General features: G+C 57.0%; 27 protein-coding genes. 16 read left to right on the top strand and 11 right to left on the bottom strand.

What is annotated here, in order from left to right:
• Positions 1–195: 195 nt before the first annotated feature.
• Positions 196–633 (bottom strand): MarR family transcriptional regulator, encoded by a 438-nt coding sequence (locus HBN68_RS08035; protein WP_094994631.1) that lies wholly within the window; start codon positions 631–633, stop codon positions 196–198.
• An 82-nt stretch (positions 634–715) separates the two neighbouring features.
• Here HBN68_RS08035 and HBN68_RS08040 point away from each other — a divergent pair, with 82 nt between their 5' ends.
• Positions 716–1882 (top strand): PLP-dependent aminotransferase family protein, encoded by a 1167-nt coding sequence (locus tag HBN68_RS08040; protein ID WP_094994632.1) that lies wholly within the window; start codon positions 716–718, stop codon positions 1880–1882.
• Positions 1883–1892: 10 nt separating this feature from the next.
• On the top strand, positions 1893–2495 hold the full coding sequence (locus HBN68_RS08045; RefSeq protein WP_094994633.1) for a glutathione S-transferase family protein: 603 nt from the start codon (positions 1893–1895) through the stop codon (positions 2493–2495).
• Between the two features lie 72 nt (positions 2496–2567).
• On the opposite strand, the gene HBN68_RS08050 is transcribed toward HBN68_RS08045, so the two are convergent.
• Together HBN68_RS08050 and folE are read right to left on the bottom strand one after the other, a co-directional pair.
• Complete coding sequence (locus HBN68_RS08050; RefSeq protein WP_094994634.1) at positions 2568–2939, bottom strand: glutathione S-transferase N-terminal domain-containing protein; 372 nt, start codon at positions 2937–2939, stop codon at positions 2568–2570.
• 101 nt (positions 2940–3040) lie between these two features.
• Positions 3041–3586, bottom strand: coding sequence for a GTP cyclohydrolase I FolE (folE, locus tag HBN68_RS08055; RefSeq protein ID WP_047276193.1), 546 nt, complete (start codon positions 3584–3586; stop codon positions 3041–3043).
• A gap of 563 nt (positions 3587–4149) precedes the next feature.
• On the opposite strand from folE, the gene HBN68_RS08060 reads away from it, so the two are divergent.
• Positions 4150–5628: an amidohydrolase family protein gene (locus tag HBN68_RS08060; protein WP_262373481.1), complete on the top strand. Its 1479-nt coding sequence runs from the start codon at positions 4150–4152 to the stop codon at positions 5626–5628.
• Positions 5629–5682: 54 nt separating this feature from the next.
• Here the strand turns inward: HBN68_RS08060 and HBN68_RS08065 are convergent, their stop codons facing one another.
• The 3 genes from HBN68_RS08065 to HBN68_RS08075 all read right to left on the bottom strand — a co-directional run bounded on the left by HBN68_RS08065 (position 5683) and on the right by HBN68_RS08075 (position 7363).
• Positions 5683–6240, bottom strand: a complete 558-nt coding sequence (locus HBN68_RS08065; RefSeq protein WP_094994636.1) for a Smr/MutS family protein — start codon at positions 6238–6240, stop codon at positions 5683–5685.
• Positions 6241–6303: 63 nt separating this feature from the next.
• Entirely contained in the window at positions 6304–6624 is a 321-nt protein-coding gene (locus HBN68_RS08070) for a hypothetical protein (RefSeq protein WP_169963464.1), read from the bottom strand.
• A gap of 148 nt (positions 6625–6772) precedes the next feature.
• Positions 6773–7363: a cysteine hydrolase family protein gene (locus HBN68_RS08075; protein WP_169963462.1), complete on the bottom strand. Its 591-nt coding sequence runs from the start codon at positions 7361–7363 to the stop codon at positions 6773–6775.
• A gap of 260 nt (positions 7364–7623) precedes the next feature.
• Between HBN68_RS08075 and prmB the strand changes: the two genes are divergently transcribed.
• Positions 7624–8532: a 50S ribosomal protein L3 N(5)-glutamine methyltransferase gene (gene prmB / locus HBN68_RS08080; RefSeq protein ID WP_094994639.1), complete on the top strand. Its 909-nt coding sequence runs from the start codon at positions 7624–7626 to the stop codon at positions 8530–8532.
• Between the two features lie 74 nt (positions 8533–8606).
• Here prmB and HBN68_RS08085 read toward each other — a convergent pair whose 3' ends face one another.
• On the bottom strand, positions 8607–9398 hold the full coding sequence (locus HBN68_RS08085) for a hypothetical protein (RefSeq protein WP_169963460.1): 792 nt from the start codon (positions 9396–9398) through the stop codon (positions 8607–8609).
• A gap of 97 nt (positions 9399–9495) precedes the next feature.
• Positions 9496–10461, bottom strand: a complete 966-nt coding sequence (locus HBN68_RS08090) for an alpha/beta fold hydrolase (protein WP_169963458.1) — start codon at positions 10459–10461, stop codon at positions 9496–9498.
• 142 nt (positions 10462–10603) lie between these two features.
• On the opposite strand from HBN68_RS08090, the gene aroC reads away from it, so the two are divergent.
• From aroC to mtnC, 5 genes are all read left to right on the top strand, one after another.
• Positions 10604–11695 carry a chorismate synthase gene (gene aroC / locus HBN68_RS08095; RefSeq protein WP_094994642.1) on the top strand — a complete coding sequence of 364 codons (1092 nt, stop codon included), beginning with the start codon at positions 10604–10606 and terminating at the stop codon, positions 11693–11695.
• Between the two features lie 34 nt (positions 11696–11729).
• Complete coding sequence (locus HBN68_RS08100; RefSeq protein WP_169963456.1) at positions 11730–12878, top strand: MFS transporter; 1149 nt, start codon at positions 11730–11732, stop codon at positions 12876–12878.
• Positions 12875–13495, top strand: coding sequence for a methylthioribulose 1-phosphate dehydratase (locus HBN68_RS08105; RefSeq protein WP_169963454.1), 621 nt, complete (start codon positions 12875–12877; stop codon positions 13493–13495). Before HBN68_RS08100 ends, HBN68_RS08105 begins: the two co-directional genes overlap by 4 nt.
• 97 nt (positions 13496–13592) lie before the next feature.
• Positions 13593–14138, top strand: coding sequence for an acireductone dioxygenase (locus tag HBN68_RS08110; protein ID WP_094994645.1), 546 nt, complete (start codon positions 13593–13595; stop codon positions 14136–14138).
• A gap of 9 nt (positions 14139–14147) precedes the next feature.
• The gene (gene mtnC, locus HBN68_RS08115; protein WP_094994646.1) at positions 14148–14831 is read left to right on the top strand and encodes an acireductone synthase; all 684 of its coding nucleotides are present in this window, start codon (positions 14148–14150) and stop codon (positions 14829–14831) included.
• Positions 14832–14918: 87 nt separating this feature from the next.
• On the opposite strand, the gene HBN68_RS08120 is transcribed toward mtnC, so the two are convergent.
• Positions 14919–15197, bottom strand: a complete 279-nt coding sequence (locus tag HBN68_RS08120; protein ID WP_047276189.1) for a DUF3509 domain-containing protein — start codon at positions 15195–15197, stop codon at positions 14919–14921.
• Between the two features lie 324 nt (positions 15198–15521).
• Here HBN68_RS08120 and HBN68_RS08125 point away from each other — a divergent pair, with 324 nt between their 5' ends.
• The 5 genes from HBN68_RS08125 to HBN68_RS08145 all read left to right on the top strand — a co-directional run bounded on the left by HBN68_RS08125 (position 15522) and on the right by HBN68_RS08145 (position 20414).
• A complete protein-coding gene (locus HBN68_RS08125) occupies positions 15522–16055 on the top strand; it encodes an ankyrin repeat domain-containing protein (RefSeq protein WP_169963452.1) in 534 nt (177 codons plus the stop codon).
• A gap of 70 nt (positions 16056–16125) precedes the next feature.
• Positions 16126–16656, top strand: a complete 531-nt coding sequence (locus HBN68_RS08130) for a hypothetical protein (protein WP_094994648.1) — start codon at positions 16126–16128, stop codon at positions 16654–16656.
• An 82-nt stretch (positions 16657–16738) separates the two neighbouring features.
• Positions 16739–16930 (top strand): PLD nuclease N-terminal domain-containing protein, encoded by a 192-nt coding sequence (locus tag HBN68_RS08135; RefSeq protein ID WP_048366153.1) that lies wholly within the window; start codon positions 16739–16741, stop codon positions 16928–16930.
• Between the two features lie 203 nt (positions 16931–17133).
• On the top strand, positions 17134–18006 hold the full coding sequence (speE, locus tag HBN68_RS08140) for a polyamine aminopropyltransferase (protein ID WP_094994649.1): 873 nt from the start codon (positions 17134–17136) through the stop codon (positions 18004–18006).
• Between the two features lie 329 nt (positions 18007–18335).
• Entirely contained in the window at positions 18336–20414 is a 2079-nt protein-coding gene (locus tag HBN68_RS08145) for an LTA synthase family protein (RefSeq protein ID WP_169963450.1), read from the top strand.
• Between the two features lie 66 nt (positions 20415–20480).
• Here HBN68_RS08145 and HBN68_RS08150 read toward each other — a convergent pair whose 3' ends face one another.
• The gene (locus tag HBN68_RS08150) at positions 20481–20633 is read right to left on the bottom strand and encodes a DUF3309 family protein (protein WP_047294031.1); all 153 of its coding nucleotides are present in this window, start codon (positions 20631–20633) and stop codon (positions 20481–20483) included.
• A gap of 207 nt (positions 20634–20840) precedes the next feature.
• Between HBN68_RS08150 and HBN68_RS08155 the strand changes: the two genes are divergently transcribed.
• On the top strand, positions 20841–21173 hold the full coding sequence (locus HBN68_RS08155; RefSeq protein ID WP_094994651.1) for a YnfA family protein: 333 nt from the start codon (positions 20841–20843) through the stop codon (positions 21171–21173).
• A 170-nt stretch (positions 21174–21343) separates the two neighbouring features.
• Positions 21344–21547, top strand: a complete 204-nt coding sequence (gene csrA / locus HBN68_RS08160) for a carbon storage regulator CsrA (RefSeq protein WP_094994662.1) — start codon at positions 21344–21346, stop codon at positions 21545–21547.
• Here csrA and HBN68_RS08165 read toward each other — a convergent pair.
• On the bottom strand, positions 21544–21771 hold the full coding sequence (locus HBN68_RS08165) for a YheU family protein (protein ID WP_169893051.1): 228 nt from the start codon (positions 21769–21771) through the stop codon (positions 21544–21546). The genes csrA and HBN68_RS08165 overlap by 4 nt on opposite strands.
• Positions 21772–21847: the final 76 nt, after the last annotated feature.

The raw sequence follows: 21847 nt of genomic DNA on the forward strand, positions 1-21847 counted from the left end.
TCCACAGTGATTTCCTCAGGCTTTTATTGTTTTTGAGTGCGCTGGTTGAGGCAAATGACGCAAGAAACAACAGCTTCCTGACTGAAGGGTCAAGAAAGTGCGTGAGGTGAATTATGCTTTTGTATACAAATAAAGCAAATAATGTTTTCAGAATTGTGCGGGGGATTGAGCGGGCAGGTGTGGGGTCGCGATGACTCAGGCCCGGGTTTGACCCAACGCATGATTGATGGCCAGCCATCCATTAACGGCGTCTTCACCCTCTTGGGCGAAGACACGCTGCAAAAGTTTGACTTGTTCGCGACGCAAATTTCTTTCAAAACGCACACCGTCCGGGGTCAGTTCCAGCAGACGTTTGCGTTTGTCGGTTTCGGGCGCGACGCTGCGGACCAGGTTCATTTCAATCAACTGACGCAATGGCGTGTTCAATGCTTGCTTGCTGACCCCTAGCAGGGTCAACAGCTCTTTGACGCTCACGCCGGGGTAATGGGCGATAAAAAACACGATGCGCTGATGCACCCGGCTCAGCCCGCGACGCGCCAGCATTTCATCCGCCTTGGCGGTAAATGCTTGATAGCCAAAGAAGAAGGCTTGCATGGCGGCACGCTGGGTGGTCGGATTTTTAAGGTCAAGCATATTGACGTATCTAGGCTGCGCGGCGTAATTTCGGTCAAGCAGTTTGACTTATTTCTAATTACTTCCGCTACCGGTGATCTGTATGGCCTTCTCCGAACGTGTTTCCCGCCTGAAAAGTTCTTTGATTCGCGAAATTCTGGCTGCGGCCCAACGTCCGGAAGTCATGTCGTTTGCAGGCGGTCTACCGGCTGAAGCAATGCTGCCCAAAGTCGACTGGGCCGACATGCCGGCCTCGATGGGGCAATACGGCATGAGCGAAGGCGAGCCGGCGCTGCGTGAAGTGCTGGCGGCCGAAGCGCGTGCCTTGGGCGTTGACTGCGACGCCAGCCAGGTCATGGTGCTCAGCGGTTCGCAGCAAGCCCTTGATCTGGCGGCCAAGCTGTACATCGACAAGGGCACTGAAATCATGCTCGAAGCGCCGACCTATCTGGCGGCCTTGCAGATCTTTCAATTGTTCGGCGCGCAGTGCCTGACCTTTCCCTTGCAGGCTGACGGCCCCGATTTGGCGGCACTGCGCAGCGAGCTGGAAAAACACACCCCCGCCTTCATCTACCTGATCCCGACGTTCCAGAACCCCTCGGCCGTGCGCTATAGCGAAGCCAAGCGCGATGCCGTAGCAGCGCTGCTGGATGAGTTCGGCGTGACATTGATTGAAGACGAACCCTACCGCGAGCTGAATTTCGACGGCGGCAGTGCCACACCGATTGTCAGCCGCTTGAAAAAGGCCAGCTGGATCTACACCGGTACGGTCTCCAAAACCCTGCTGCCGGGTCTGCGCGTGGGTTTCCTGATCGCCAGCCCAGATTTGTTCCCCCACTTGCTGCGCCTCAAGCAATCGGCGGACCTGCACACCAACCGTGTAGGGCAGTGGCAGGCGTTGCAGTGGATCGGCACTGAAAAGATGCGCAATCACTTGGCCGAACTGCGTGACTTTTACCGCGTGCGCCGCGATGGTTTTCAGTCTGCATTGCAAGAACACTTCGCGGACCTGGCCGACTGGCACGTGCCGCAGGGCGGGTTGTTCTTCTGGCTGACCCTCAAGCAGCCGCTCGACACCCGCACCTTGCTCAAACCGGCGCTGGACCAGAATGTCGCGTTCATGCCGGGTGAACCGTTCTTTGCCGAGCCTGACCAAAACATCGGTAGCTTGCGTTTGAACTTCAGCCACATCGATCCGGAGCGTTTGCACGAGGGCCTCAAGCGTCTGGCCAACGTCATTCGTCAAGCACAGGCCGCCGAGGCGGCATAGAGGGTTCGGGATGCTTAAGGTTTATGGCGATTACAACTCGGGCAACTGCTACAAAATCAAGCTGATGCTGCACCTGTTGGGGCTTGAGTACGAGTGGCAGTCAGTGGACATCCTCAATGGGGAGACTGAAACCCCGGCGTTCCTGGCGAAAAACCCCAACGGCAAAGTGCCGGTCCTTGAGCTTGAGGACGGGACGTGCCTGTGGGAATCCAACGCGATCCTCAATTACCTCGCGGACGGTAGCGAGTTTCTGCCGACAGAGCCGCGTTTGCGCACCCAAGTGTTGCAGTGGCAGTTTTTCGAGCAGTACAGCCATGAACCCTACATCGCCGTGGCGCGCTTCATTCAGTTCTATCTGGGGCTGCCTCAGGCGCGTATTGAGGAATACCGCGCATTGCAAAAGCGCGGTTATAAAGCGCTGGACGTGATGGAGCAGCAACTGGCCCGCACCCCGTATCTGGTGGGTGAGCACTACTCGATTGCCGATGTGACGCTGTATGCCTACACCCACGTCGCGCATCAGGGTGGCTTTGATCTCGCGGCTTACCCGAGCATTCAAGCCTGGTTGGCACGCGTAGCCAGTCACCCGCGCCACGTGACCATGCTGGGTTAAACAACCGCGTACAAAAAAACCGGCCCTGTGCCGGTTTTTTTGTGCCCGTCGGGAGCCGCCGGTGTTGGCGTGTTACACGTTGGCGAAACGGTTGTTGAGGTAATCAATGATGACGTTGGACTCGTACATCCAGGTGGTCTTGCCATCTTCCTCGATACGCAAGCAAGGGACTTTGATTTTGCCGCCTTGTTCCAGCAGGGTTTGACGGTCCTGCTCGTTGTTTTTTGCATCCCGCAACGCGACCGGTACATTCAGGCGGCGCAACGTGCGACGGGTCTTCACGCAAAATGGGCACGCGTGGAACTGGTACAGGGTCAGGCCTTGGGCGGCTTGGTCGACCTGCGCCTGAGCGGTGGCGGGGCGCTGTTTTTTGCTGGGGCGGGTCAGGAAATCGCCAGCGATAATCAGCTGGCCCAGGCCTACGCGGAGCGCTTTGATAAACACAGTAATAGCCTCATGGGCAAGAAAGAAGGCCCGCAGCTTACCTGAAAACCGGGTGCGAAAAAAAACCGGCGATGAGCGCCGGTTTCTTCAGGGAGCGGATTTCACTTGATCAGGCTGAGAAACTCGCTGCGCGTGGCGGCATTGTCGCGAAACTCACCGAGCATCACAGACGTGATCATCGACGAGTTCTGCTTCTCGACACCGCGCATCATCATGCACATGTGCTTGGCTTCAATCACCACGGCCACGCCGAGTGCGCCAGTGACTTGCAACACTGCATCAGCAATCTGGCGGCTCAGGTTTTCCTGAATCTGCAAGCGGCGCGCATACATGTCCACGATACGTGCGACTTTCGAAAGCCCGAGCACTTTGCCACTCGGAATATAAGCCACATGTGCTTTGCCGATAAAAGGCAGCAAGTGGTGTTCGCACAGCGAATACAGCTCGATGTCCTTGACCAGTACCATTTCGCTGTTGTCCGAGCTGAACAGGGCACCGTTGGTGACTTCTTCCAGCGTTTGCTCGTAACCGCGGCAAAGGTACTGCATGGCCTTCGCTGCACGCTTTGGCGTGTCCAGCAGGCCTTCGCGCGAGACGTCTTCGCCAAGCTGACCGAGGATGGCGGTGTAGTTTTGTTCCAATGTCACAGGGCTATATTCCGTGCGGATTTCATCGTGGTACCTCATCGGGTTGTACCAAATTTGTACCAATCATGCTGTTGGCGAGTGTCCCGAGCTCGCTCCAGGGTGTACTGGAATTCAGCCATATTGCGGCAGTGGATCACACACTTTGTACGCGGTGGCCCAGATGATTGGCGATAAACGCAGGGTTCATGCCTGCCAGGGGGCACATGGTAGCCCAGGAGTGCGTGCAGGTGTATTGGCGGTGTGACCTGATTTTCATTTTGCGGGGGCGTACTACGTAATCGAAGGGTGTGAATGCGTAGAGCGAGGGAGAAAAGCTTCACGCATTCAGTGCAAACCCGCTGGAGTCCACTAATCTGGTGCATCAGGCGTTGATTGCCCCTCGCGCATGTTCGGGCTGTGTGGGGCCTGGAGCCGAGTGACGAGAGAATGACTCACAGGAGGATGCCCATGAAAAAACGAATAAAGGCCGGGCATATCCTTGCTCTGGTTGTGGTCGGGTTTGCTGTGTTCAGTTTTCTGATGATTAATTGGGATCAATCCCTGTAACCCTAAATGTCCAAGGTATGAGGTACGGCATGTCTGCTTGTTCTCATCTGCGCGCGGCGTGTTTCATCGAGCGTGAGGAACACCCTGTCTGCACCTGTCATTCGCCCCAGATCCAGGCATTTCATGATCGAATCATGACTGATTGTGCCCGCAAGCAAGCGTATGGCGGCACGGGTGCAAACCGCGTTCAATCCCCCGCGCCGATTCCACTGGGGCACCTCGCAGGTGCCGACGCCTCAATCAACCCCATGATCCGGCTCACCCGACTGCGCTTATTTGATGGCACGTCCACGCTTCGCGAGCACGTGGACGTCCTCATAAAGGGGGCGGCCATCGAGGCGATAGTGCCGGCAGGGACGTCGATTGAGGACGCGGTTGTCATTGATTGCCGAGGACTGGTGCTCATCCCCGGGCTGATTGACGCGCATTGGCACACCACCTTGGCAGGCATCACCCAGATGGATGCGATGACAGCCGATCCTGCTTATGTGCACCTGGTCGCTGCACGTGAGGCCGAGGACACCTTGATGCGCGGTTTTACATCTGTACGCGACCCGGGTGGGCCTGCATTCGCATTGAAACGTGCAATCGACGAGGGGATTGTGGTGGGCCCCCGTATTTACCCTTCAGGTGCCATGATTTCGCAGACTTCGGGCCATGGCGATTTCAGGCAGCGGTCGGAAGTGCCACGCAGTGGTTTGACCCCTGTCAGCGTTGCCGAACAGATGGGCGCCGCCTCGATAGCAGATGGCGATTCAGAAGTACTCCGGCGTGTGCGTGAGCAACTCATGCTCGGCGCGTCGCAGATAAAGCTCATGGCGGGCGGCGGGGTGGCATCCTTTCACGATCCTCTGGACAGCACTCAGTTTCTGGAGTCGGAATTGCGCATGGCGGTTGAGGCCGCTGCGGACTGGGGGACGTATGTCATGGTGCATGCCTACACGCCGCGCAGTATTCAGCGCGCCATACGGGCCGGGGTTAAATCCATCGAGCACGGACAGCTCGCGGATGAGGACACCGTGCGAATGATGGCCGATCACGACATTTGGTGGAGCCTTCAGCCTTTTCTTCAGGATGAGGATGCCAATGTGTACCCCGACCCGGCGCGTCGGGAATCACAGCGGGTGGTGGCCACCGGGACACTGCGTGCTTATGAATGGGCGCAGCGGTTTAATATCAAAACGGCGTGGGGAACGGATGTGTTGTTCAATCCGCAAAATACCGTCACCCAGGGCAGGCAACTTGCAAAAATGACCCGCTTTTATGCGCCGCATGACGTGCTGAACATGGCAACGCGCGACAATGCTGCGCTGCTGGGCATGTCGGGAGCGCGTAATCCTTATCCTGGCAAGTTGGGCTGTATTGAAGTGGGTGCATTGGCCGATTTGTTAATCGTCGATGGCGATCCCACCGTGAGCCTGGATTTTTTGAAGACGCCGCAAACCAGCATCAAATTGATTATGAAAGGCGGAAAGTTATACAAAAAAAACGTTTAGGGCATCGGGCCTGGGTGCGTGGTGTGTCGCGCTTGCGGCCCTTTTGTTGAGCGCCTACTCGTCGCGGCCTTCCATCATGGTGCGCTTGAGCATGACGTAAACCGCACCTGCGCCGCCGTGTTTGGCCTGGCACGAACAAAAGCCCAGTACTTTGCTGTGCTGGCGCAACCACGTGTTGACGTGGCTTTTGATCATGGGGCGTTTGCCGTCAAGGCGCACCGCTTTGCCGTGGGTGACGCGCACGCAGCGCACTTCAAGCTGGGTCGCTTCGGCCAAAAAGGCCCACAACGTTTCGCGGGCTTTTTCGACCGTCATGCCGTGCAGGTCAAGGCTGCCTTCAAAGCTGATCTGGCCCAGTTTGAGCTTACGCATCTGGCTTTCTTGCACGCCGTCTCGCGACCAGTGCAAGTGGTCTTCAGGCCCGACATCGATCACAAACTGATCGGACAAACCGTCAATGATCGTTTCATTGCTGCGCACAATCGCGTGTTGGCGCAACTTGGCCAGTTGCGCCCGGTCGGCTTTGGGTTTGCCTGTGTCAGCGCGATCGTGCTTGATCGGCTTAACGCCGCGGATCTCGTTTTTGAACAGGGAAAAATCGTCGTCTTGCATGTCAGCCTCCGCGAAGGGCCGCTAGTTTACCCAAGTCGACACCCTGCGTGCGGCAGATCTGGCCTAATCGTGCTTTTTCATCAAGTGTGCAGACATACTCAACCCGAGCGGTTGGCGCATGTAGCGACGGCGTCGACGCCACATCCAGATCCCCAACCAGGTGACCAACAGGCCCAGCCCCGTGATCAAGGCAGCGCCCGCCGGGCTGGCGTTGAGCTCACCCAGCGCCGGTGAGTGCCCGATCAGGCTTGCCATGCCGGTCAGTGCCATCAGCAAGCCACATACCGTGATCAGCGCAGCAATCGTCAGTACGACGCGAGAACGCCAGTTGCTGGGGCTTTTGGGGCGTAAACGTCGCGCATCAAAACCATCGGAGATCTTCATTCCGATCTTTCCTTAAAGAGTATCGGGCCTTCGACAGGGAGAGTCGCATCTTGTTCCTGAGTGGGATAGGAAATAGATGTTATACGTGTAGGAAAGGAGGCTTACAGATAGGCGGTCAGCATCCGCCGCCTATCAGCAGAACGTCAGATCAAATCAGATCAAGCGTGCGGGCAAGGGTGGCGAAGTTGTCATTCATGATGGCCATTTCGGTGCGTTGCACGTCGGCGGCCGGGATGATGCCGTCGCGGGTCGGCAGGTCGCGGGTGGCGCAGGCGTCCTCCACCAGGGTGCAGCGAAAGCCGTAGTCCTTGGCCGCCCGCACCGTGGTGCTGACGCTGGAATGACTCATGAAGCCGCAGACGATCACGTCCAGAGACCCCAGGTTCTCGAGCGCTTTTTGCAAACCGGTGTCGTTGAACGCATTGGGCATGCGTTTTTCGATAATGACCTCGTCACCTTGCGGCTCCAGGCCTTTGATGAATTCACCGCGCTCGCCTTGCGGGTCAAACATGCCGCCAACCGTGCCCAAATGGCGAATATGAACCACGGGGCGTTTGGCTTTGCGGGCGGCGTCCAGCAGAAGCGCGATGTTGGCGGTGGCAGCGGGCATGCCGGACAAGGCCAGCGGACCGCTCAGGTACTCGTTTTGCGCATCGATGATCAGCAGGCTGGCATTGGTCAGAGTGGCGGCGGCATAACCACGTCCAGTCAGTTGAAACATCGTTTTTAAAGCAGGCATTCGGGGCTCCTTTGAGTGGGGCTTTTGCGACATTCTCCACTGGCGGAGCGTTTATGTGAATGGCCATTCTTGAAAGCAGCGTGGTTGCTGGGCTGTAGCCAAGTCAATAGCTACATTCCCGGCCACGCAATGTGCAAAACAGGGCAAGGTTGGGTGTGGAGACGGGCAATTGCGCAAGTACGTTCGACCGCCGGGCACAACTTTGGCCGCGCCGTGTTTTGGCTGATAGAATCGTCGGTCGATTTTGAGGAGTAAGTCCGTTGATCACTTCCCGTCTGCGCACACTGCGCGACCATATTCGTTGGGCCGTCAGCCATTTTCATGGGGAAGAGCTGTTCTTCGGTCATGGCACCGATAACGCGTGGGACGAAGCCCGCCAACTGGTGCTGGGTGCGTTGAACCTGCCGTGGGAAATCGCTGACAGCTACCTGGACTGCCGTCTTGAAGACGACGAGCTGGTCAACCTGCAACATTTGTTGAAGCGTCGTATTGAAGAGCGCGTACCGACCGCTTACTTGTTGGGCGAGGCCTGGTTTTGCGGAATGTCTTTCATCGTCGACGAGCGCGTCCTGATCCCGCGCTCGCCGATTGGCGAGTTGATTGAAAAACGGTTTGAGCCATGGCTGGCAGCCGAACCTGCGCGCATTCTGGATCTGTGCACGGGCTCGGGCTGTATCGGCATCGCTTGCGCCTATGAGTTTCAAAAAGCGGAAGTGGTGCTGGCGGATCTATCGTTCGAAGCCCTTGAAGTGGCTAATCAGAACATTGAACGTCACGGCGTCGATGAGCGTGTCTACACCGTTCAGGGCGATGGCTTCGACGGCCTGCCGGGTCAGCGCTTCGACCTGATTGTGTCCAACCCGCCGTATGTGGATGCGGAAGATTTCGCTGACATGCCAGCGGAATACCAGCACGAACCCGAGCTTGGGTTGGCATGCGGAGACGATGGCCTGAATCTGGTGCGGCGCATGCTGGCCGAGGCTGCCGATCACTTGACCGAAAAAGGCCTGTTGATCGTGGAAGTGGGCAACAGCCAGGTTCACGTTGAATCGCTGTACCCGGAAGTGGATTTTGCCTGGCTCGACTTTGAGCGCGGCGGTCACGGCGTGTTCATGCTTACTGCCGAACAGTGCCGCGATCATCAGGCGTTGTTCGCCTCGCGGGTGTAACCCGGCCCAAGGGTTGCTGGCGGCATCAGGCGGGGTGTTTCCCCGCCGATGTGGCCGGCATTCACAGGGTGTGCTCAGCGGTGTGTTGCAATCCAGATCAACAGCCCCGCCTGAAACACCGCGAAGGCCACCAGGCAGGTGATGGTGAAACGCAACCCCGTGTCTTCGCGCTGGAACTTGCTGACTTTCTCTTCTTTCTCCCGCAGTTTGACTTCCTGTTCCTGCAAGGTTTGCTCGGCCTGTTGCAGCATTTGTGCGGCTTCAAGGATTTCCACGAACTGCACTTTTTCAGTGTTCCAGTTGTTCAGCAACTCGCCCACCTGTACGTCTTCGATGCTGGCTTTCAAATGCTGGGCATCGGCATACACCACATCAAATCCATGCATGCGTAAAAAATGGTCACGACGCAGACGCGTGTCTTCGTTCAGCGCGTCTTTGCTGGCCAGCGGCATGCCGTCGACGCGGTATTTCGACCATTTTTTCTGGCTCCACAAAATGCCTTGGGCCATGAGGAAGCGGCCGATGCCGCGGTTCCACGGCTCCACTTGCAGGCCACTGTCAGGGCTGATGCTGACACGCTGGGTCTCATGGTTGACCCAGATGTCGAGCTGGTTTTGTTCTTTGCGCACGCGTTGCCCCGGCAACAGGATGCTCATGCGTAACAGGCTGTGTTCTTTGTTATGGCGCTCGGCATAGCCGAACTGCACGAAGCGCAGCGGCCGTCCGCCGGTGTTACGGTCCGTTTGCAGGGGGGCAAGCCGCAGCATTTTGAACTGCTCGGGTTGCACCTCTGCCCACGGCAATGGCGGCGCTTGTGGGGGCGCCGGCTCTTGAGTTTCAGCGGGTTTTTGTGGGGTGTCGGTCATAACGGCAAAATCCTGTGCAAGCCCGGTATGCCGGCAAAGCAAAGGCTGCCGACATAAACGTATCGGCCGTTATGCGCAGGACTGGAGGGCGGTCGGCTCAGCGATCGATGACTTTAGTGACAAAGCGCACAATTTTGTCACCCAGTTCGCTGGATAATCGCTGGTTGGGGTCGTTGTAAGACTGCACTTGACGCTTGATGTCCATCGGGACGATGCGCATCACATGGTTCATGCCGTCGATCAGTGCCAGATCGGCATCAGGCTTGGCCACCTTTAGCAGGCGCGCATCGTTGACGTCGACCTGAATGTCATGGGTGCCCTGAATAATCAACGCAGGCATTTTCAGTGCGGCGAATGCCTTGGCCGGGTCGTAGCGCAACAGGCTGATCAGGTAGGGCTGCACGCTGGGACGGAAAATCACGTGCAGGGCTTCAGGCACGTTGTCGTCAGTGCGTCCGCTTTCGAGGGCGTGAATCAGTTCGAAGCTACGTTGCAGCAAGGCAGGGGGCATATTGTTGCGTTGCAATTGTTCGCGCAACACCTGGCCCACAGGCCGCGCCGTGCCGGCAATGGAGATGACCCCAGCGGCGTCCATGCCGGGTGCCGCGAGGCTGGCAATCAGTGCGCCTTCGCTGTGCCCGAGTATAAATACATCGGCAAAGCGAGGATCGGCCTTGAGCTTGTTGCCCCAGGCCACAGCGTCGGTCACGTATTGGTCAAGGTTGAGGGTGCGCTCGTCAGGGGCGGCGGGCCGGCTTTCGGCGATCCCGCGCTTGTCGAAACGCACGCTGGCAATATTGTTTTGCGCAAGGTGCCACGCCAGTTTCTTCAGGCTGTCATTGCGACCGCCCTGGGTATTGTTGCCGTTGCGGTCAGTGGGCCCCGAACCGGCAATGATCAGTACCACGGGCACCGGCTTGTCGCTTTTGGGCAAAACCAGCGAGCCATACAGCGTGCCGGTGGGCGTGTTCAGCTCGATAGGGCGCAACAGCACCGAGGGGGCAGCGGCAGTTGCCACGCCACTGAAAAGGGTGAGTACCACTAGCAGAATCCTGAGCATCATTTCGCCATCTATAACGGAGTGCCGGTTGGACAAACCCGGATGAATAAGGTTCGAGGATGAACTACTGGGGCAGCCTGCGTATACTGGCGCGCTTAGTTATCCCGGCTGAGTCCGATCGGCTGATTTTCACGGAGCGTCCTGCATGTCCGGCAATACCTACGGCAAGCTGTTCACTGTCACCACCGCTGGCGAAAGCCATGGCCCGGCGTTGGTCGCCATTGTCGATGGCTGCCCGCCAGGGCTTGAGCTGTCCCTTGAAGATTTGCAGCGTGACCTGGACCGCCGCAAGCCGGGCACCAGTCGCCACACCACGCAGCGTCAGGAAGCAGACGAAGTCGAAATCCTCTCCGGCGTTTTTGAAGGCCGCACCACCGGCTGCGCCATTGGCCTGCTGATCCGTAACACCGACCAGAAGTCCAAGGACTACTCGGCGATCAAAGACCTGTTTCGACCGGCCCATGCCGATTACACCTATCACCACAAGTATGGCGAGCGCGACTACCGTGGCGGTGGCCGCAGTTCGGCCCGCGAAACCGCCATGCGCGTGGCTGCCGGTGCTATCGCCAAGAAGTACCTGGCCACCCAGGGCATTGTGATTCGCGGCTACATGAGCCAACTGGGTCCGATTGAAATCCCGTTCAAAACCTGGGATTGCGTTGAAGAAAACGCCTTCTTCAGCCCTGACCCGGACAAGGTGCCCGAGCTGGAAGCCTATATGGATCAGTTGCGCCGCGATCAGGACTCGGTCGGGGCTAAAATCACCGTCGTGGCTGAAGGGGTAATTCCGGGCTTGGGCGAGCCGATCTTTGACCGTCTGGATGCTGAGCTGGCCCATGCATTGATGAGTATCAACGCCGTGAAGGGCATTGAAATTGGCGCCGGGTTTGCCAGCGTCGCCCAGCGTGGCACCGAACACCGCGACGAGATGACGCCTGAAGGGTTCCTCAGCAACAATGCCGGGGGCATTCTGGGCGGCATTTCCTCCGGCCAGCCCATCGTCGCGCATTTGGCCCTCAAACCGACGTCGAGCATTACCACGCCGGGCCGTTCGATTGACGTGCACGGCAACCCGGTGGATGTCATCACCAAAGGCCGTCACGACCCCTGTGTTGGCATCCGCGCCACGCCCATCGCAGAAGCAATGATGGCCATTGTGTTGATGGACCATTTGTTGCGTCATCGTGGGCAGAACGCCGACGTGCGTGTCAGCACGCCTGTGTTGGGCCAGTTGTAATGCCGGAACTGTTGAGCGCCACGGTCTGACGACGGTGGCGACACTTCCTTACTGGCGACTGTCCGGTTTCTATCTTTTCTATTTCGCGTTACTGGGCGCCACGGCGCCTTTTTTGGCGTTGTATTTCCATTACCTCGGTTTCTCCAGCGCGCGCATTGGCGAGCTGGTGGCGATCCCCATGCTGATGCGCTGCGTAGCCCCCAATCTATGGGGCTGGCTGGGGGACTACACGGGCCAGCGCCTGTTGATCGTGCGCGTGGGTGCACTCTGTACCTTGCTCAGCTTTGCACTGATTTTTGTCAGCAAGAGTTATGCCTGGCTGGCGCTGGTCATGGCCCTGCATGCGTTCTTCTGGCACGCAGTGCTGCCGCAATTTGAAGTCATCACCTTTGCTCATCTGCGTGAGCAACCCGAGCGCTATAGCCAGATCCGCTTGTGGGGGTCAGTGGGTTTCATCCTGACGGTGGTGATTCTGGGGCGGGTGTTTGACGGCCTAAGCCTGGATGTGTACCCGGTGACGCTGATCGTGGTGATGGCCGGGATTGTGCTGTGCAGCCTCTGGGTACCCAATGCGCAACCGTCCAGCGCCGGCCGCACGCCGTTGGCTGGCGGTTTTTTGAAGCAGTTGCGCAGCCCCGGGGTACTGGCCTTTTATGCCTGTGTGGCGCTGATGCAATTAAGCCATGGCCCGTATTACACCTTCCTGACCCTGCACCTTGAGTCGCTGGGCTACAGCCGTGGAATTATCGGGCTGCTGTGGGCGCTGGGTGTCGTGGCCGAAGTGCTGATGTTCATGGCCATGCGCCGGATCCTGTTGCGTTTTTCGGTACGCCGTGTGCTGCTGTTCAGTTTTTTGCTGGCTGGCGCACGCTGGCTGTTGCTGGGCTCGTTTGCGCAATACCTTTGGTTGCTGTTGCTCGCGCAGGTTCTGCATGCCGCGACCTTCGGCAGTTTTCATGCGGCGGCCATGACCTTTGTGCAGCGCAGTTTCGGGCCGGGCCAGCAAGGGCAGGGGCAGGCACTCTACGCGACGCTGGCCGGTATCGGAGGGGCCGCAGGCGCGCTCTACGCCGGGTACAGCTGGAACAGCCTCGGCCCGACTATCACCTTTAGTATGGCCAGCGTCGCAGCGCTGGCCGCAGCCGTTATCATTGCCACTCGACTGCAAGAGGACAGGCCATGAGCCTTACCCGTGAACACCTGAGCCTGGAAATCATCGAAGCCGGGCGCTTTTTATATGGCCGCGGTTGGTCCCCAGCCACCAGCAGCAACTATTCCACCCGGCTCTCGGCAAGCGAAGCGCTGCTGACCGTATCAGGTAAACACAAAGGCCAGTTGGGCCTTGACGATGTACTGGCGACAGATATGGCGGGCAACAGCCTCGAACCCGGTAAAAAACCGTCTGCCGAAACCTTGCTGCACACTCAGTTGTATAACTGGCGACCGGAGATTGGTGCGGTGCTGCATACCCACTCGGTGAATGCGACCGTGCTCTCGCGCTTGACGCCCGGCGACAGCATCACGTTTGAAGATTACGAACTGCAAAAGGCGTTCAGTGGGGTTTCGACTCACGCCTCACGTGTGCGGGTGCCGATCTTCGATAACGATCAGGACATTCCCCGCCTGGCCGGTAACGTTCAGCCTTGGCTGGATGCGCATCCGGACTGTGTGGGTTACCTGATTCGCGGGCATGGGCTCTACACCTGGGGGCCTTGCATGAGCGACGCCCTGCGCCAGATCGAAGCCTTTGAGTTTTTATTTGAATGTGAACTGAAAACCCGCGCCGTGCTCCACCGTTGATGCGACGTCGCCCATTAGCGCCGTCCCCCAGATTTGAACGGCACGCCGAACGGTTTGTAAAAGCTGTGCGCGTGCCGCAGCCGAGGAATTACACCCTATGAGCAGTCTGTCCGTTTATCACGTTTCAAGCCCTGAGCTGCCGAACAAAGTGTTGACCCACTTTGATGACATCGCCGCCACGCTCGCCGAGCAGGGCGTGCGATTCGACCGCTGGAAAGCGGCGGCGCCTATTCAGCCGGGTGCCAGTCAGGACGAGGTGATCAGCGCCTATCGTCCGCAGATCGATCAGTTGATGAGCGAGCGGGGGTACATCACCGTCGATGTGATCAGCCTCAACAGCGATCATCCGCAAAAAGCAGAACTGCGCGCAAAATTCCTCGATGAGCACCGCCATGCTGAAGATGAGGTTCGCTTTTTCGTTGCCGGACGTGGCCTGTTTACCCTGCACATCAATGACTATGTGTACGCGGTGTTGTGCGAAAAGAATGACCTGATTTCGGTCCCGGCAGGCACGCCGCACTGGTTCGACATGGGTGAACACCCGCATTTTGTCGCGATCCGCCTGTTCAATAACCCCGAAGGCTGGGTTGCGAACTTTACCGGTGAAGACATCGCCAGCCGCTTTCCGCGCCTCGAAGATTAAGGAGTTCGCATGCCCATCAAAGCCATCCTGACCGATATTGAAGGCACCACCAGTGCAGTGAGTTTCGTCTTCGACGTGTTGTTTCCCTACGCGGCCAAACACCTGCCTGCCTTCATTCGCGAGCACGCAGAAGACCCGGATGTCGCGATGCAGCTGGGGGCTGTGCGTCTGGACAGCGGGGAGCCCGAGGCCGACGTGGAACGGGTGATTGAAATCCTGCAGCAGTGGATCGCCGAGGATCGCAAGGCCACGCCGCTTAAAGCGTTGCAAGGGATGATCTGGAAGCAGGGCTATGAAGCGGGCGAGCTGAAGGGGCACGTTTACCCTGACGCCGTAGCGGCGCTCAAGGCCTGGCACGATCAGGGGTACGCGCTGTACGTCTATTCGTCGGGTTCGATTCAGGCGCAGAAATTAATTTTTGGCTGCTCGGAGGCGGGCGACCTGACCCCGCTGTTCAGCGGGTACTTCGACACCACGTCGGGGCCCAAACGTGAGGCGCAATCGTATCGCCACATTACCGAAGCCATTGGCTGCCCGGCGGGGAAAATTCTGTTTCTCTCCGACATCGTCGAAGAGTTGAATGCCGCGCAAGAGGCAGGCATGCAAACGTGCGGCCTGGCGCGTGACGGTGGCGAGCTGACGGGACATAAAACAGTGCGTAGTTTTGCCGAGATCGACCCGCCAAAGGTCTGAAGACGAGCGGGGCAATAAAAGCGAGGCAATAAAAAGCCAGCAGGCGCTTTGTTAGCGTGTGCTGGCTTTTTAAGTTCTGAGGGGGACTCAGGCGTTGTGGTACGTCGGCAGAGCAAAGCGGTTCTGGCTTTGCAACAGCGAAATCGTTGGCAATTCACTGGCCTGGCCCGCGAGGTCACGGCGAATCGCGCTGATCACCCACGTCAGTTGCTCGGCTGTGTGCAGTTGAGCGTAAGAAATAGAGCGCTGGGTCTGCTTGCCATCACTGTCACACAGCGTCAGCAACACACCGCCATCCGGGCGGGCTTTGGTGGTGACGGTGTAGTTCGAGAACAGCGATGCGAATTTTTCTTGAATCATGCTCATGTCTTTCAGCTCCATTAGCTCATGAAGGGCTTGCATGGAGTAGGTATTGCAGTGATTGTGCCACTATCGATATTTTATAAATTCCTTATAAATCAATAGGTTGGGATTGTGTCAAAAACTGCTCGTCGTGCATTCTGCATGAATGGCCATCGTGCATCCTGCATTTTGCCCAATTTCTGAAGGGGTAACCCGATTCAGATTTTTGCTGAAGGGAAAATGACGGCTGATAATTTTTGCCTATCGCTGCTTTGCGTAAAAAAGGGATGACACACCCGGCACGTCTCAGGAAACTACATTCTTTTTGTAGCGCATCTGGAGCCTCAAATGTCAGACACCACCCCAGCAGATCAACCCCGGCAGATGACCCCGGAAGAAGCAGCCGATTTTGCCGAACAGGTGTTCAATAAAGCCCGCGAAGGGGATGCGGCCATGCTGGCGGCACTGCTGAGCAAAGGCTTGCCGGCGAACCTGCGCAATCACAAGGGCGACACCTTGCTGATGCTCGCCAGTTACCACGGGCATGTGGATGCAGTGAAAGTGCTGCTCGAACACAAGGCCGATCCTGAAATTCGCAACGACAATGGTCAGAGCCCGATTGCCGGTGCTGCGTTCAAAGGCAATCTGGAGATGGTCAAAACATTGGTCGAAAACGGTGCTGACATTGAAGGTGCTTCGTTCGACGGACGTACTGCGCTAATGATGGCGGCGATGTTCAACCGCACCGAAATCATTGAGTACCTGATCGGTAAAGGTGCAGATCCAAAAGCCAAGGACGCCAATGGCATCACCGCGCTGGATGCGGCCAAAACCATGGGCGCGACCGATTCGGCTGCCCAACTTGAAAAGCTGTTGGGCTGATGCCCTGCCTTGAGGGCCGCAATTGATATATCCTGCGCGCCCTCAAATTTCCCTGCGACAGGCCGTGCCCATGAAAACCACACTCGTTGAACTCATCAGCAAAATCAGCTCGGGGTGCATGGGCGAGGACGAAATCATCAAGATCGCCGACGAAGCGGCTCAGGCTTACGCCGACCCTGAGGCGTTTCTGGCTGCTAATCCGGATATCAACTACGACGACACCTTCCCGATTCCGCTGGGTGAATGGGTGGTGATTGGCAGCCTGCCAGAGACTGTTTTGTTTCAGGCTGACACCTACATGGATTTGTTCGCACAGATCGTGGCGTCTTTTGGCCCTGGCGTGGCGTTCAACATCAAGCCCAAGCAGTTGGCTAAGACTGAAGCGTTGACGGCCTTGAATCGTATTCAAATACAAATGGGCAGCATGAATCCGGAAAACGGCGGCTATGTGCTGATGAACCTCAGTCAGTTGCTGGATGATGAAATTCAGGTGGTGCTGGTCTACGGCAATGATGTGCCACGCGTACTCGCCTTGTGTGCCGAAATCGGTATCCATGCCGAGCCGTCGCTCGAAGCACTGAAAGTGGCGGTTCACGTTTAAGCCCTGAGAGGGAATAAATAACGGAACCCTTGCCAAGCCTGACTATCCTAAGTGAACAAGCCCTTCACTCAGGAGCGTCATCATGGGTTCCACGTTCAACGGCCTGATTGGCCTGATCATTCTGGCTCTGGATATTTGGGCCATCATCAACGTGCTGAAAAGTGGCGCTGAGACCGGGATGAAAATTCTCTGGGTGTTGCTGATCATCTTCCTGCCGGTGCTGGGGCTGGTGATTTGGGCCATTGCCGGTCCGCGTGGCAATGTCAGGATTTAACCCTGGCTGAGTGAGCTGTCGCACAAAAATGCGGCAGTTCACTGCGTTTGTCCGCGTCAAGGTTCGACCTGTCATCTTCCCCGAAGTAGAATGCGCGCCTTTCTTGGGCAATTGAACGTGTGTGCCGCAGTGCGGCGTGCAGTTTGGCTGTCGATCATGGGCGGGTGACCGTCCGTTGCCACCAGCATTCAAGGGGACTTCCCATGACCGAAGTTAAAAACGACTATCTCGAAACGCTCTACGAAGGCTATGGTCAGCGTTTCCGTATGGACAAGTTGCTGCACGAAGTGCGCACTGAACACCAGCATTTGGTGATCTTCGAAAATCCGGTTATGGGCCGCGTGATGGCCCTGGACGGCGTCATTCAGACCACTGAAGCGGATGAATTCATCTACCACGAAATGCTCACCCACGTGCCGATCTTGGCCCACGGTACGGTCAAGCGCGTGCTGATCATTGGTGGCGGTGACGGCGGCATGTTGCGTGAAGTGACCAAACATCGCGGCATTGAACACATCACCATGGTCGAGATCGACGGCACGGTCGTGGACATGTGCAAAGCGTTTTTGCCTAACCACTCCAAAGGCGCCTATGACGATCCTCGCCTCAATCTGGTGATAGACGACGGCATGCGTTTTGTGGCCACCACTGAAGAAAAATTTGACGTGATTATCTCGGACTCCACCGACCCGATCGGTCCAGGTGAAGTGTTGTTCTCGGAGAATTTTTACCAGGCTTGCCATCGCTGCCTGAACGAAGGCGGTGTTCTGGTCACGCAAAACGGAACGCCCTTCATGCAATTGGATGAAGTGAAAACCACAGCCGGGCGCATGCGCAGCCTGTTTGCTGACTGGCACTTTTATCAGGCCGCCGTACCAACCTACATTGGTGGGGCGATGACGTTCGCGTGGGGCTCCACCGACAGCGCGTACCGCAAGCTCCCGCTTGAAACCCTGCGTCAGCGTTTCGCAGGCAGCGGCATCGTGACGCGTTACTACAATCCCGAGGTCCACATGGGTGCATTTGCCATGCCGCAGTACGTGTTGCAGGCCATCAACAAGCCCAGTAACGATTAAACATCTGAAACACAAGAAAGGGCCTTAAGGCCCTTTCTTGTGTTTCAAAATATGCTTTAAACGAAATTTTCACGTTTCATTTAAGAGAATCCGCGCCAGTATTGCCGCGCCTAAATTTGCTTGCAGGGCTCTGGGTCGGTGCTTTTGCACCGCGACGGAGCCGGATTCTGCGCTGCTCCCGCACCTCTCCAGTGGTAAACCACCGGGGATCGTGCAACATTTGCCCACCGCGCATGACCACTCCACGGCACTGCCTCGCGGCAGCGTTGCCATGGGGCAAGATGCGCACTCGATGTCACACCAACCGAATCAATGGGTCCTAAAACGACATGGCAAACCCGGACGCCCTAAGACAACCCAACGCTGGCATGCGTGTGTTGCAACCGACCGTCAAATCGCATCTGGCTTTTACGCTGTTATGCGCGTTGGTCATGATGGTGATGTTTACCCTGCTGAGGGTTGCATTGCTGGTTTATAACCGTGAAATGATCCTCGACACACCCGCGTCGACTTTCCTGGAAGCGTTCGCTAACGGCTTGCGTTTTGACCTGCGAATCGTGGTGTACCTCAGCATTCCGCTGCTGTTGGCTTTGCTCAGCGTGAAAGCGATGGCCCTGCGCGGTGTGATGCGCTTCTGGTTGACGGCGGCGTCAAGCCTGGCGCTGTTTTTGGGCCTGATGGAGATGGACTTCTACCGTGAATTCCACCAACGGCTTAACGGTCTGGTATTCCAGTATGTGAAGGAAGACCCCAAAACCGTGATGAGCATGCTTTGGTATGGCTTCCCGGTAGTGCGTTATTTGCTTGCGTGGGCGGTGGGCACTTGGGTGCTGTACGTTGCATTCCGTGGTGTGGACCGCGTGACGCGTCCGCCAATGCCTGCCGCGGGTACAGGCGCGGTTCGCGCTGCCGCCCCTTGGTATGCGCGCATTGCTGTGTTCGTTGTGGTGCTGTTGGTGTGCGTGGTCGCAGCACGCGGCACGTTGCGTCAAGGTCCTCCGCTGCGTTGGGGAGATGCCTACACCACTGATTCCAACTTCGCTAACCAGTTGGGTCTCAACGGTTCGTTGTCATTGATTGCCGCAGCCAAAAGCCGGTTCTCAGACGAGCGCACCAACATCTGGAAGGCCACGCTTGAAGACCCCGTCGCGGTAGGCACAGTGCGTGACATGCTGCTGACCGAACACGACAAGCTGGTCGATCCCGATACCGCCCCTGTGCGTCGCGACACTACGCCACCGGCAGAGCAAACGCTGCCGATCAAGAACGTGGTGGTGATCCTGATGGAAAGTTTTGCAGGCCATTCGGTCGGTGCGCTGGGTCGTCCGGGCAATATCACGCCTTACTTCGACGCGCTGTCGAAAGAGGGGCTGCTGTTTGAGCGCTTTTTCTCCAACGGTACGCACACCCATCAGGGCATGTTTGCCACGATGGCGTGCTTCCCGAACCTGCCGGGTTTTGAATACCTGATGCAGACCCCTGAGGGTAGCCACAAGCTGTCGGGCTTGCCGGAGCTGCTGGGCGCCCGTAACTTTGATGACGTGTATGTCTATAACGGCGACTTTGCCTGGGACAACCAGTCCGGTTTCTTCAGCAACCAGGGTATGACGACCTTCGTTGGGAGGAACGATTTCGTTGATCCAGTGTTCTCTGATCCTACATGGGGGGTGTCCGATCAGGACATGTTCAACCGTGGGCTTGAAGAGCTGAAAAAACGTGAAGGCAAAGCGCCTTTCTATGCACTGCTGCAAACATTGTCCAACCACACGCCTTATGCGCTGCCAACCCCCTTGCCGGTTGAGCCCGTTACTGATCGCGGGTCGCTGAACGAGCATTTGACGGCCATGCGCTACTCGGACTGGGCGTTGGGCCAGTTCTTTGAGAAGGCCCGCAAGGAACCGTACTTCAAGGAAACCCTGTTCGTGATCGTAGGCGACCACGGCTTTGGTAATGAGCAGCAAATTTCCGAAATGGATTTGGGTCGCTTCAACGTGCCGCTGCTGTTCATTGGCCCGGGCATTCAGGAGAAATTCGGTCAGCGTAGCGATATCGTCGGTACTCAGGTCGACATCGTGCCGACCATCATGGGGCGTCTGGGCGGCGAGTTCCGCCAGCAATGCTGGGGACGTGACCTGCTGACCCTGCCGGCGGGCGACAAGGGCAGTGGTGTGATCAAACCTTCGGGTAGCGATCAGACGGTCGCCATCATTAGCGATGACCATCTGCTGGTTCAGCCCAAAGACATGCCGGCCAAGGTGTGGCAATACACGCTGGGTGCCAATCCTGAGGCCAAGGTAGTGACGGACTCTGCACAGGAAGCCGCGCTCAAGCAAAAGCTCGAATCATTCTTGCAGACAGCGACCAAAAGTTTGCTGGATAACACTGCTGGCGTAGCAGATCCCAAGTAAACGATGACGCAATAAAAAAGAGGCCCAAGGGCCTCTTTTTTATTGCGCGTGTCGCAGGGTGAAGCGCTAGATCTTGCCCAGTAACAACAGAATCAAAAGCACGACCAGTACGGCACCAATAATCCCTGAAGGTCCATAACCCCAACTTTTCGAGTGAGGAAACACGGGCAGACCGCCTACCAACAGCAGAATCAGGACGATGAGAAGAATCGTGGTCATGATGAATTCCTTATTAATGTGATCAAGCAACATGCAAGGTTCAAAGGGCGCTGCTTGAGAAACAAGGTTGTGCAGTGCTTATAACGTCCGACTGTGGCGATGGTGGATTAATTCAAACTTATTTAAGTTGATTCAAAAGAAACGGGTATTGCCCAGGCCCGGGCGCGCAGGTAGGGTGGCGCGCCTGCCCATCGACAGAGGTTGCATATGCTTAATTACGTCTGGTTTTTTTTGGCCGCGCTGTTTGAGATTGCCGGTTGTTATGGCTTCTGGATGTGGCTGCGGCAGGGTAAGAGTGCGTGGTGGATTGTGCCTGCGGTGTTGAGCCTGACGCTGTTCGCCTTGTTACTGACCAAGGTGGAAGCGTCGTATGCAGGCCGCGCTTACGCCGCTTATGGCGGTATTTACATCATCACGTCCATCGCCTGGTTGGCAGTGATAGAAAAAGCCAGGCCGCTGACCACCGATTGGGTCGGGGTAGGGCTGTGCGTAATCGGTGCGACCGTCATTTTGCTGGGGCCGCGTTTCACCAGCGCTTGAGCGGACGTTCAGGTGGGTGCTTTACGAGCCAGTGTGTAGGTCTTTGGGTTTTTCTAGGTAGGAATTGTTCGGTGTAGAAGTAGGGCGCGGATGTTTTTTGTTGTAGGGATTGAAGCGTGTTTTTGCGCGATGCAGTCTTGATGGCCACCCATCAAGCAGAGATGAGCGCCATGCTGATTTTGAGCCGTTCAGTCGGCGAATACATTTCGATCAACCAAGACATCACGGTCCGGATTGTTGCCGTCAATGGCAATCATGTGCGCTTGGGTATAGAAGCGCCTAAAGACGTGAATGTGCATCGGTCCGAGGTCTATGAACGTATTCGTCAACAGCAGGATGGTGGGGTATCCAGTCACCCACCGCACAAAGGTTAATCAAAGAACTCTTTGGGCACGGCATGCTTGGCCATTAACTGGCATTGCTGGCTTTCAAGGTCAAAAAAAATCACCGCCTGACCTTTGTTCAAAGCTTGTCGAACGCGCAGCACGCGGGTTTCTTGAGGGGTATCGTCGCCATTGTCAGTGCCATCGCGGCTGACGAAATCTTCGATAAGGTGGGTCAGTGTGTCGGGTTCAAGCTGGTCGTAAGGGATAAGCATGAGGTGTTCTCTTGATCAATGCGCAGATGCTACTGGCACCCGCCGCCCGGTGCCAGTATTGAAACGTGCTTAAGCG

The sequence above is a fragment of the Pseudomonas sp. WS 5078 genome, assembly GCF_012985745.1.
Lineage (GTDB): Bacteria > Pseudomonadota > Gammaproteobacteria > Pseudomonadales > Pseudomonadaceae > Aquipseudomonas > Aquipseudomonas lundensis_A.